Genomic DNA, 11,255 nt, shown 5'->3' with positions numbered 1-11,255 from the left:
ACCGGACGGGCGCCGTCGCGTCCCCACTTCGCTCTTCAGGGGCTCCTCGTAGGTGCGGAACCTTGGCCGGAGCTTGGAGTCGGAGGACCGGCGTCCGCTGTGACCGGCCGGTCGCCGCTCGGCCGTGTCGCCGTCCCGCCCGTCCCGTAGACGGCGGTAGGCCGCACGAACACCACATGGCTTTGGCCAGATTGGACGTCTGACGGGTGTTCGAACCCGGCGATACTCAGGGCTGGGCAATCCGTCCCAATCCCCACATCCACCGGAGGTCTCTCATGCCCCAGACCAGTGTTGCCACCATCGCCGTGCTCGATGCCTGGCTGGCGGGCGCCGAGAGCGCGTACGGCCAGACCAACCCCGCGGGGCCCCTCTACGTCGGCGGCGCCGCCGCCGAGGCCGCGCTCACCGACCCGAGTGACTCCCTCTACGGCTTCTGTTCCAGCCCGAGTGGGTCACACGGCAGCTGGTGTTGCTGAACGCCTGTGGTGACTCCAAGGCCCTTTGTGGAGGGCCTGCCCGGAGTGCCATTTCCGGGGCGCGCTTTTTGACCGACTCTCCTGCGGAGTGTGCCTCTTCCCGGACACCCCTGCGGGGTGCGGTTCATAAAGCAGGAGCGTAGGGAACCGCGCGCCAGGCCACGACGCGTCCGCACCCGGGAACGCGCCGCACCCTGCCGAGCTCGTAGCCGCCCGCCCCTGTGCGCGTCAGGGATGCGGCGGTTTCCCGCTCGGTCGGTTGCTGCCGGGTGCGGATGTGTCCGGGCTGGTCGCACGGTTCCCTGCGCGACTTCGGAACGACCGGAAGAAGCGAGTTCATGGCGGAGCGGGAGGGTGGACGGTGAGTGGATCGGCGCCGGAAAAGCCGGAAAGGCCGGAGAAGAGGGACGAGGCGGAGTGGTTCGCCCAACCCGTACGCACCATCGCCCGCCCGTGGCGGGAACAGCTGGCCCGGCGGCTGGCCGGCGTGGACGCCCTGGGCCGGGAGGAGCGGGAAGTGGTATTGGAAGCCGGCCACACCGCCCTGCTCAAGTCCCTGCACGCGAAGCTGTCCCGGCTGTTCCTGATCGAACTGCACGCGCTGCGCATCGCAGCGGGCGGCGCACGGCACGCCGAAGGCGCGGCGGCGGGATCCGACACGCAGACGTGGACCGCGTTCCTGGAGCGGGCCGCGGAGGAGGGCTATCTCGACCGGCTGGCCGGCCGATACCCGAACGTCGGCCCGAGGATCGCGTCGGTGGCACGGTTGTCGGTGGCGGCGACGGTCGGCTTCGCGGAACGGCTCGCCGCGGACCGCGAACTGCTGCGACCGCTGCTGGGGGGCTCCGCGGGGGAGATGCGGGCCGTCGCGTTCGGGGCGGGCGACACCCATCGGGGCGGCCTGACGGTCAGCCGAGTCGACTTCGCCGGGGGGAGCGTCATGTACAAACCCCGGCCGTCCGAGGCCGACGTGGCGCTCGGCGCGCTGTTGGACGAGCTCTACGCGGACTTCCCCGGTGCCCCGTCGCCGGACGAGCGCATCCGGGTGCCGAGGACGCGAGTGCGCGAGGGCTACGGCTGGGCCGAGTTCGTCCGCCACCGCTACTGCGCGGGAGAGGCCGAACTCGCCGCGTTCTACCGGAACGTCGGTCACTGGCTGGCCGTCCTCCGCTTCACCGGCGGCACCGACATGCACGCCGAGAACATGATCGCCGCGGGCCCGGTGCCGGTGATCGTGGATGCCGAGACGCTCTTCGACGCCCCCGCGCCCTTCCCGCCCAGCGGCCGGGGCGACGCGGTCGACGTGGCCGCGGCGGCCATCCGCCGTACGGTGCTGCGTACCGGACTGCTACCCGTACGCGGGACCGGCTTCGCACTCGGCGGGGTGGACATCTCCGGCGTCGGGTCGCTTCCCGGCCAGCAGCCGCTGATCCCGAACCCGGTCATCGCGGACGGCGGCACCGCGGCAGCCCGTTTCGAGGTGGACCTGGTGGCGATGCCCACCGCGGGCAACCACCCCAGCCCCACTCCTGTGTTGAGCGCGTACTGGGACCGGATCCTGGCCGGCTTCCGCGAGATGACCGCGCACCTGCGCCGGCCCGGGACCGACCCGTACCGGCTGCTGCGCCGCTTCGAAGGCGCCCAGGCGCGGCGGATCCTGCGGCCCACGCAGGCGTACGTCGACATCGGCCGGATGCTGTGGCACCCGGCGTCGCTCCACGACGAGTCGACGGCGGTCGAACGGGCCCGGGACATCCTTCGGCGCAACGCCGAGGTGCTGCCCGGCGCGCCGACCGACCGTGCTGCCATCGACGGCGAGATCGCGGACCTGTTGGCCGGTGACGTGCCGATGTTCACCTTCACCGTGGACGTCGCCGCCGTACGGAACACCGTCGAGGACTGGCGCACAGCCGACCTGGCGCTGGAGGAGTCGGTGATCCAGGACGCGCTGGTGGGCGCGTACCTCAATGAGCGTTCGCTGCCCACGCGGGTGCAGGTCGCCGCCCGCGACCCGCACGCCCGGGACCGGGAGCGGCGCCGACGCGACCTGGCCGCGCAGATGGTACGGCGGCTGTGCGACGGGGCGGTGCGCGGTGAGGACGGTACGGTCACCTGGATCAGCCCTGTCTTCAGCCCCGCGGGATGGTCCATCAGGGTGCTGCCCGCCGACCTCTACACCGGGCAGGGCGGGGTGGCGCTGACGCTCGCGGAGTACGTGACCGAGGTGCGGGCCGGGCGGGCGGACGAGGTGCCGGGCGTCGCCGAGACGTTCGAGGGGGCACTACGAGTCCTGGTCGGCACCGAGGACCGGACGCCGACGCCGTCACCCGGCGCGTTCAGCGGCGCCGCGTCGCAGGTGTGGACGTGGCTGGCGCTGCACCGGGTGCTCGGTGAGGAGTGGCTGCTGGAGCGGGCCGCCGCGAGGGCCCTGCTGCTCGCGGAGGGCCGACTGGTCGAGGACGACATCGAGGTGGACCTCCTCAACGGGGCGGCCGGCGGAGTCGTCCCCCTGCTCAACCTGGCCGCGGCGACCGGACAGGACCGCTGGCTCGGCGCCGCCGCGCACATAGGCCGCCGACTGAGCAGACTGGCCACCATCGACGCCGGCGGCGCCCGCTGGACGACCCGGCTCAACCCCGAGGGCATCGGCGGCTTCGCCCACGGCGCCACCGGCATCGGCTGGGCGCTGACCCGGCTCGCCCTCAGCGACGCGGGTTCCGCGGCCGAACGGCGCGACTGGACCCACCTCGCCGAACGGGCCTTCGCCTATCAGGAGTCCCTCTACCAACCCGAGCACGGCAACTGGCTCGACGTCCGCATCGGCGCAGAGGAGGACTTCTTCACCAGCTGGTGCCACGGCAGCGCGGGGGTCGGCGTCGCCATGCTCGATCTCCACCGGCGCACGGGCGCTCCCGCCCACCTCGACATGGCCCACCGGGCCGCACGCGCCAGCGCAGCCGAGGGCTTCGGCTGGAGCCATACGTTGTGCCACGGCGGCCTGGGCCTCTGGGAGTTCCTCACGTCGCTGAACTTCGGCGACCCCTCCGACCTCGACGCCGAGATCCTCACCGGCCTCGAACAACGCGGCCCGGTCGGCGGCCTGGCCCGCGAAGCGTTCTCACCCAGCCTCATGTCCGGCCTCTCAGGAGTCCTCCACACCCTCCTCCGCATGCACCCCTCGGCCACCCTGCCCAATCCCCTTCTCCTCGACTGACCCGACCAGCCGCGCTCCGTGAACCCGAGCGGCCGGCCGCTCCGTTGACGCCCCGGACGTCGTTGACGTGCGGGGCGCGAGCAGCAGAACCCGCCGAGGCCGGTCGGCTCCCGGAGAACGCTGGGCAAGCCCGCTGGGGTTCTCCTCCCGATCCAGTCGCACCTGCGCCGGCCGCACATCAGACCAACCGTCCCAGCCAGGATCCGAGAACCGCGTAGTCGTGATCAGTCAGACCACGGCGGGGATCGACCCGGTGGAGCAGGGCGTCTGCCGGGTGGTGAGCGGCGACCCAGGCCCGATCGGTGTCGGTTACCTCGTCATCGGCCCAGGCGAACGGGCGCCCCGCCGCCCATTCGACAAGGGTGCGGGTCTTCCAGTGCAGTCCGTTCCGCTCGTCCTCATCATCGACGTCGGACGGTTCTGGCCAGATCACCACAGCCAGCGGCGGCAGACCGAGGCGGGGGGCGATGCACTCGTTCGCGTCAGCCATCCACGTCGTGGCCCAGACCACCTCGCACGGCAGCGCCGCCAGCCGAGGCCCGTGCTCTGGATCGAGGCGGGTCAAGAGCGGATTCGCATCGGCAGCAAGCGGTTCACTGCGGGTGGTATGAACCGGATACTGCTCGGGCGCCGCGCCGAACGGGATGAGCGGTCCGTCGACATCGAGAAACAGCAGTGGACGCTGCGGAGAGCCAGTCACTCCAGCACGATAGCGACAGATCACCACGGGGACCGTCTCGATCACGGCTCATGGTTCGCCGTGACCTTGCAGGACGGTTTGCTCACGGTCAGCAAGGACCGGATCGAAGGAGGAGCCGGGGCGTCGCGGCGCTCGCCGCTTCGGCTGACACGAAGGCGCTGTTCGACGGGATGCGTATCAAGCGGACATCCAGCGCGCCGGTACGTGCCTTCGAGTGCTGCGGCGTCACTGCCACGACGACCGTGCGGCCGTGTCGGACGGCTTGTCGGGATGCGTGAGGGCGTGGCGGGATAGAAGCTCTGTGTTGGTCGAGCTTCGGAGGCTGTGATGATCGTCCCGTTCGGGGTCCGTGATTTTCTGGACCGTGCCGTCGCTGTGTATGCCGACCGGGTCGGCGTCGTTGACGAGCCGGACCAACCGGCCGAGGTCTGGGAAGGGCTGACATACCGGCGGGTGGGCGAGTTGGCGCGGGCTCAGGCTGCCGGGCTGGATGCGCTGGGTGTGCCGCCGGGTGCTCGGGTGGCGGTGGTCTCGCCGAACAGCGCGCGGCTTTTGACGTCGTTCTTCGGTGTGAGCGGGTTCGGAAGGGTGCTCGTCCCGGTCAACTTCCGCCTGACCGCGGACGAGGTGAGCTACATCGTCGCTCACTCAGGGGCTGATGTGCTCCTTGTCGACCCCGAGCTGACGGAGCGTCTGGCCGGTGTCGGTTGCAGGCACCGCTTCACGCTCGGGGCCGTCGCCGACGCCGAGCTGTACCGATTCGACGCTGCCCCGCGGGCCTGGGAGCCGGACGAGAACGCCACCGCGACCATCAACTACACCAGTGGTACGACGGCCCGGCCCAAGGGGGTACAGATCACCCATCGCAACATCTGGGTGAACGCGGTCACTTTCGCGTTGCACGCAGGGGTGACGGACCGGGATGTGTATCTGCACACGTTGCCGATGTTCCATGCCAACGGCTGGGGCATGCCGTTCGCGATGTCGGCCCTGGGCGTGCGGCAGATCGTGCTGCGCAAGGTGGACGGGGCCGAGATCCTGCGCCGGGTGGCCGAGCACGGTGTGACGGTGATGTGCGCGGCGCCCGCGGTGGTGGGGGCGGTGCTGGCAGCCGCCGAGTCCTGGGAGGGGGAGATTCCGGGCCGTGACCGGGTGCGGATCATTGTTGCGGGTGCTCCGCCGCCGACCCGGACGGTCGCACGTGTCGAGTCGGAGCTGGGGTGGGAGTTCATTCAGATCTACGGCCTCACCGAGACCTCGCCGCTGCTCACCGTCAACCGGGCCCGTGCCGAGTGGGACGGCCTCGACACCGCGGAGCGGGCGGAGAAGCTGGTCCGGGCGGGTGCCCCCGCGCTGGGCGTGACGCTCCGCACGGACGACGAGGGGGAGGTGCTCGCACGCTCGAACGTCGTTCTGGAGGGATATTGGGAGCAGCCGGAGGAGTCTGCGCGGGCGTTGTCCGGGGGGTGGTTCCATACGGGGGACGGCGGGTCGATCGGCGAGTACGGCCATCTGACGATCAGTGACCGCAAGAAGGACGTGATCATCACGGGCGGGGAGAACGTCTCGTCGATCGAGGTGGAGGACGTGCTCTTCAGCCATCCGGCGGTTGCCGAGGTCGCGGTGATCGGGGTGCCGGACGAGAAGTGGGGCGAGACCGTCAAGGCGTTGGTGGTCGCTGTTCCCGGCGTGCAGGTGACGCAGGACGAGCTGATCCGGTTCTGCAAGGAGCGTCTGGCCGGTTTCAAGGCGCCGACTTCGGTCGAGTTCCGGGAGGAGTTGGCTCGTACGGCGACCGGCAAGCTCCAGAAGTACAAGTTGCGGGAGCCGTACTGGGAGGGCCGCGAGCGGGGCGTTGGCTGAGCTGTCCGCCAGGTGGGGGCCGATGCCGCTGTCGTGATGGCCAGGGGCGCCGGTGCTGCTGTACTCCTGTGTTGCCGGACGGCGCCGGCCTTCCGGGAACCGAAGACCACGGCCGTTGAGACGTCCAGAGACAGGTGGGCATCGGCAATCGCAGTGGGCCGGTCGCGCGCCGGGGTGGGGATGGCGTCGCCACGGCTCACGCGTCCTTCGCGGACCGGCCTGTGCGTGAGTTCGTGCCTGTACCGGGTCGAACGCAAGGCGCGGCAGGCCCTGTTGAGCGAATCGTCCGGATGACGAGGGGCGGCAGGGCAGTTTCACGGGCGCCCCAGGCCACAACTAGACCCCCGTGCCGGTCGGCAGCACGGCACGGGCGATGCCGGTGAGGTTGCCCTGCAGGATGAGGATCTCCCTCCGGTTCGATCCGTCGAGATCGGCCGCGTAGACGTTCCCGCCCAGGTCGGTCACGTACATGCGGCCGTCGTCCGGATCGAGGGCGAGGCCGATGCCTTCCATGAGGTGGGTCAACAGGATCTCGGGGGTCCGCCGCCCTTCCGGCTGGTCCAACGGCGAGCGGTTCACGCTGTTGCCCCGCGGCGGGTCTCCGCGATCCGTCCAGTACAGCATGCGCTCGCCGAGGTCGAGCTCCAGGTCGATCGGCTCCGGCAGCCCCTCGAACAGCACCTCGATGTCGCCTCGTTCGGCCGCGCTCTCCCCGGCGGGCAGGTCGATTCCGGCCCGCAGGATCTTCCCGAGTCCCGCGTCACTCGGGCCCTTCTGTGTCCAGTAGAGGTGTCCGCCGACCGGGTCGACGGCGACTCCCACGCACCACTTGGTCTCGTCGCGGCGATCTTCCTCTCCCTCTCCCGTCTGCACGAGGGTCTCGACGTTCGAGCCGTCGAGGTCGCAGCGCATCACGCGCATGCCTTCGCGATCACCCCAGTACAACTTCCGGCCGGCGGCCTCGAAGTGGAGCTGCTTCGGCGTGTGCGTGACGCCGCCGGGGACGATCGTCGTCCGGTTACCTCCGTCCAGGTCCACGCGTTCGATCGAGCCGTCGTTCTCCGGGGGAAGGCCCATATTCGTCCAGTAGACGTGCCCGGCCAGGACATCGACGGTGACCCCGTCTGGGATCCTGCACCCGGTGACGACGACCTTCATGTCGGAGCCGTCGGGGTTCACGGAGAACAGACGACCGCCACTGCTGGCCTCGAGCACGAACAGCCTTTCCTGGCGCCGCGTCACGAATCCTCCCTCGCCGGGCGACCCGCCGCGGCGCTTCGCGGGCCGAACGGGTCGTGCTCGGCGCGCACGGCCAGCAGGGCGGACAGCATCGCGTCGCGCCGGGCGGCCAGTTCCTCGACCGAGTGGCCGTCCGCCTCCTCCAGGACGCCGCCCACGATCTTCTCCTTGAGCTCGGGCGTGAACTCGGGGGTGCCCAGTTCGTTCCAGGACGCCACCATCCGCGGCATAAGAGTGTCCATGAAGTGATGGATGCCGCCCTCTCCTCCACCGAGATGCCACAGCAGATGGGGACCCATGACGCCCCATCTGAGCCCCGGCCCCCAGGACACCGCGTCGTCGGAGTCCGCCACGTCGAGCACGCCCTCTTGGACCAGGTATACGACTTCGCGGTACAACGCGGCCTGGATACGGTTGGCGACGTGCCCGGGAAGCTCCTTCTTGAGGTGAATGGGCTTCTTGCCGATCGCGGCGTAGAACGACATGACGTCCCGGATCGTCTCCGGGGCGGTCCTCGTCCCGCCGACGACCTCGACCAGGGGCACGATGTGCGGCGGGTTGAAGGGATGACCGATGACGGTCCGCTCCGGACGCCGGCACTCGGCCTGGATGACGCTCATCGTGATGCCCGACGAACTCGACGCGATGATCGCGTCCGGCGGCGTGGCCTCGTCGATGTCGGCGAACAATTTGACCTTGAGTTCCGGACGCTCCGGCGCGTTCTCCTGTACGAAATCGGCGTCCCCGACGGCCTGACGCAGGTCCGCGGTGAAGCTCAGGCGATCGGGCGAGGCGTCGGGGGCGAGCCCGATCGAAGCAGCCGCGTCCCATGCCGTCTCCACGTACGACCGTAGGGCCGTCTCCGCGGTGGGGGTGGGGTCGGTCGCTGTGACGTCGAAGCCTTGGACGAGATAGTGCGTCGCCCAGCTCGCACCGATCGTGCCGGTGCCGACGATCGCCACGCGGTGGAGGGGTTTGTGTGCGTTCATGACTGCTCACTGCTCCTGAAAGTCGGACACGGGCACCGGGGGTGAGGCGGCTGAGGCGGCCGGCGTCAGCGGCCGTGCCATACGGGGGCGCGTTTCTCGGCGAACGCCCGTGCGCCTTCCCGCGCGTCCTCGCTGGTGGCCAGCCCGCTCGTGAGCTCGTCCTGGCGTCTGAACGCGTCGCTTTCCTTAAGGCCCTGTGTTTCGCGCAGGACCTCCTTGACGGCCGCCAGGGCAAGCGGTGCGTTCCGCGCGACGCAGCCCGCCAGCTCCCGGGCCCCGTCCAGCGCGGCGCCAGGCGGGGTCAGCTCATTGACGAGCCCGTAATCCTTGCCTTCGGCGGCGGTCAGCGGCTCGCCCGTGAGCAGTACGCGCGCGGCGACGTGGTACGGAAGGCGGCGAGGCAGTTTGACCAGTCCGCCCTCTGCCGCCACGAGACCACGCATGACCTCGGGAAACCCGAAGCGGGCGTCCTCCGCGGCGACGATGAGGTCGCAGGCGAGCACCAGCTCGAAGCCACCGCCGAGCGCCCAGCCCTCGACCGCGGCGACCAACGGCTTGCGCACCGACGCGCGGGTGAGCCCGCCCAGGCCCCGGCCGGGCAGCAACGGCAGCTCGCCCTTGGCGAACGCCTTGAGGTCCATGCCCGCGCTGAACACCTCACCCGCGCCCGTGAGCACGCCGACCGACAGCTCCGGGTCCGCGTCGAGCACATCCACCGCCGCCGCGAGCTGTACCGCGACCTCATGGTCTACGGCGTTCTTCCGCGCCGGGCGGTTGATGGTGATGGTCAGCACGCCGCCGTGGCGCTCCTGGAGCACCAAGTCGGCCGCTTCGGGCGCCGCCGTGCTCATCGTGACCCCTCCGCTTCCGGCGGGCCGGGAACCGCTCCCTGGGCGCGCAGCTCGGCGATCTCGGCGGGGCCGAATCCCAACTCGGCGAGGATCTCGTCGTTGTGCTCGCCCAGGTCCGGCGCTCGCTTCGCGGGCACCTTCGGCACCCCTCGGAGGTTGACCGGGCTGCTGATGGTTTCCGCCAGCCCGCTGACTCCTTCCAGCGGCACGACGATGTCGTTCGCGCGCAGCTGTGGGTCCTGCGCGGCCTCCTCCGGCGTCTGAATGAGGCTGTAAGTGACGCGTTCACGGGTCAGGGCGTCCTTCCAGTGGGCGAAGGGCCGCGAGCGGAACTCGGCGTCGAGCAGTTCGCTCAGCGCGGCGGCGTTCTTGACGAAGCCCGCGATGTCCGCGAAACGGGGATCCTCGAGCAGCTCGGGGTGCCCGATGGCTCGCGTCAGTCCCGGCCAGTGCGAGGGTGAGGCGACCAGCATGAACCACTCGTCGTCCGCGGTCCGGTAGGGGTTGATCAGCGGGTTCGCCGGCGCCTTCCGGTCGTGCAGCTCGAACGGCGTGCCGCCGGCGAGCGCGCCGGCCACGAGCGTTCCCGTGGCCCAGACGCCCGCGGCGAGCAGCGACGTCCCGACGCTGGCCCCTTGTCCCGTCCGCTCGCGGCGGTACAGGGCGGTCACGATCGCCGCGTAGATCGCGATCGCCGACATGTAGTCGCCGCTGCCCCAGACCGGGACCGTCGGCGGGGCCCCCGCGTCCCGGGTGGAGGCCAGCAGCCCGCTGCGCGACCAGGCGGCGGTCAGGTCGAAGCCCGGCTGCCCGGCGTCGGGACCGGCATCGCCGAAGCCCGTGATGTCGGCGTAGACGACCCGTGGGTTCCAGCCCGCGACCTCTTCGTAACCCAGGTGCAGCTTCTCGCGCGTGCCGTGCGGGAAGTTGGTGATCACCACGTCGGCCCACTCGACGAGACGTTTGAGGACCTCGACGGACGCCGGTGACTTCAGATCGATCACCATGCCGCGCTTGTTGCGGTTGGCGAGGTGCCAGCTGTAGTTGGCCTCTGCCCGGGGGCTGGGCGGTACGGAGCTCAGCCGCCGCTGGGGGTCGCCCGTGCCCGGTGGCTCGATCTTGATGACGTCCGCTCCGAAGTCGGAGAGCACGGTGGCCGCGGCCGGTCCCGCGATGAAGCTCGACGCGTCGAGGACCTTCAGGCCGGTGAAGACGTATGCGTTGGTCATTGTCGTCACCTCACGAAGGCGCTGAGGCCGCCGGTCACGGCACGTCCGACGATGAGGGTCTGGATCTCCCGGGTGCCTTCGTACGAGTAGATGGCCTCGGCGACGAAGCGGCCGATCTTGTAGTCGAGGACGATGCCGTTGCCTGCCAGCAGTTCCCGCGCCCACCCCACGCTCTCGCGCATCCGCACCGTGCAGTAGGCCTTCGCCAGGGCGGACTGTTCGTCCCGGTACACCCCGGAGTCCTGTAACTGGGCCAGGCGCGTCATCATCCCGCACGAGGCCGTGGCATTGCCGAGCATCTTCACCAGCAGGTCCTGTACGAGCTGGAAGCCTCCGATCGGGCGTCCGAACTGCTCGCGCTCCTTCGCGTACTTCAGGGCGATCTCGTAGGCGCCGAACATCACTCCCACCGCCTGCCACGCCACGCCGCTGCGGGTCTGGCGCAGGATCTTGGCGGTGTCCTTGAACGAGTTCGCGTTCTGCAGCCTGTTGGCCTCCGGAACACGGCAGCCGTCGAGCACGATGTCGGCGTTCTGTACGATCCGCAGCGCCATCTTGTTCTCGATCTTCGTCGCGGTGAACCCGGGGGTGTCCTTCTCCACGACGAAGCCCAGCACGTGCTGCGTCTCGGCATCGCGGGCCCAGACGACGACCAGGTCGGCGAACGTCGCGTTGCCGATCCACCTCCTAATGA

General features: G+C 70.2%; 8 protein-coding genes and 1 pseudogene. 3 read left to right on the top strand and 6 right to left on the bottom strand.

Annotated features, from left to right (window positions below):
* Positions 1 to 275: 275 nt before the first annotated feature.
* On the top strand, positions 276 to 476 hold the full coding sequence (locus OG819_RS35785) for a DUF6229 family protein (RefSeq protein WP_266633787.1): 201 nt from the start codon (positions 276 to 278) through the stop codon (positions 474 to 476).
* Between the two features lie 361 nt (positions 477 to 837).
* Positions 838 to 3,690, top strand: coding sequence for a type 2 lanthipeptide synthetase LanM family protein (locus tag OG819_RS35780; RefSeq protein ID WP_266653274.1), 2,853 nt, complete (start codon positions 838 to 840; stop codon positions 3,688 to 3,690).
* A 178-nt stretch (positions 3,691 to 3,868) separates the two neighbouring features.
* Here the strand turns inward: OG819_RS35780 and OG819_RS35775 are convergent, their stop codons facing one another.
* Positions 3,869 to 4,390: an HAD domain-containing protein gene (locus OG819_RS35775; protein ID WP_266635138.1), complete on the bottom strand. Its 522-nt coding sequence runs from the start codon at positions 4,388 to 4,390 to the stop codon at positions 3,869 to 3,871.
* Between the two features lie 327 nt (positions 4,391 to 4,717).
* On the opposite strand from OG819_RS35775, the gene OG819_RS35770 reads away from it, so the two are divergent.
* Positions 4,718 to 6,253, top strand: a complete 1,536-nt coding sequence (locus OG819_RS35770; protein ID WP_266653272.1) for an AMP-binding protein — start codon at positions 4,718 to 4,720, stop codon at positions 6,251 to 6,253.
* A gap of 336 nt (positions 6,254 to 6,589) precedes the next feature.
* On the opposite strand, the gene OG819_RS35765 is transcribed toward OG819_RS35770, so the two are convergent.
* The 5 genes and pseudogenes from OG819_RS35765 to OG819_RS35745 all read right to left on the bottom strand — a co-directional run.
* On the bottom strand, positions 6,590 to 7,495 hold the full coding sequence (locus OG819_RS35765; RefSeq protein ID WP_266633793.1) for a 3-hydroxyacyl-CoA dehydrogenase: 906 nt from the start codon (positions 7,493 to 7,495) through the stop codon (positions 6,590 to 6,592).
* Positions 7,492 to 8,481, bottom strand: coding sequence for a 3-hydroxyacyl-CoA dehydrogenase NAD-binding domain-containing protein (locus tag OG819_RS35760; RefSeq protein ID WP_266633795.1), 990 nt, complete (start codon positions 8,479 to 8,481; stop codon positions 7,492 to 7,494). Before OG819_RS35760 ends, OG819_RS35765 begins: the two co-directional genes overlap by 4 nt.
* 65 nt (positions 8,482 to 8,546) lie before the next feature.
* Positions 8,547 to 9,332 carry a crotonase/enoyl-CoA hydratase family protein gene (locus OG819_RS35755; protein WP_266653270.1) on the bottom strand — a complete coding sequence of 262 codons (786 nt, stop codon included), beginning with the start codon at positions 9,330 to 9,332 and terminating at the stop codon, positions 8,547 to 8,549.
* Positions 9,329 to 10,561, bottom strand: a complete 1,233-nt coding sequence (locus OG819_RS35750; RefSeq protein WP_266633799.1) for a CaiB/BaiF CoA-transferase family protein — start codon at positions 10,559 to 10,561, stop codon at positions 9,329 to 9,331. Before OG819_RS35750 ends, OG819_RS35755 begins: the two co-directional genes overlap by 4 nt.
* A 5-nt stretch (positions 10,562 to 10,566) precedes the next feature.
* Positions 10,567 to 11,250, bottom strand: a pseudogene (locus OG819_RS35745) (acyl-CoA dehydrogenase family protein); the annotation flags it as partial.
* Positions 11,251 to 11,255: the final 5 nt, after the last annotated feature.

Source organism: Streptomyces sp. NBC_01549, assembly GCF_026339955.1.
Taxonomy (GTDB): Bacteria; Actinomycetota; Actinomycetes; order Streptomycetales; family Streptomycetaceae; genus Streptomyces.
The sequence above is the reverse complement of the archived record's forward strand: the minus strand, read 5'-3'. Positions and strand labels throughout refer to the sequence as shown.

Excerpts from the sequence above, each read along its gene's own strand:
- OG819_RS35785 (WP_266633787.1), top strand. The coding sequence starts at position 276 with ATGCCCCAGACCAGTGTTGCCACCATCGCCGTGCTCGATGCCTGGCTG.
- OG819_RS35770 (WP_266653272.1), top strand. The coding sequence starts at position 4,718 with ATGATCGTCCCGTTCGGGGTCCGTGATTTTCTGGACCGTGCCGTCGCT.
- OG819_RS35760 (WP_266633795.1), bottom strand. The coding sequence starts at position 8,481 with ATGAACGCACACAAACCCCTCCACCGCGTGGCGATCGTCGGCACCGGC.
- OG819_RS35755 (WP_266653270.1), bottom strand. The coding sequence starts at position 9,332 with ATGAGCACGGCGGCGCCCGAAGCGGCCGACTTGGTGCTCCAGGAGCGC.
- OG819_RS35750 (WP_266633799.1), bottom strand. The coding sequence starts at position 10,561 with ATGACCAACGCATACGTCTTCACCGGCCTGAAGGTCCTCGACGCGTCG.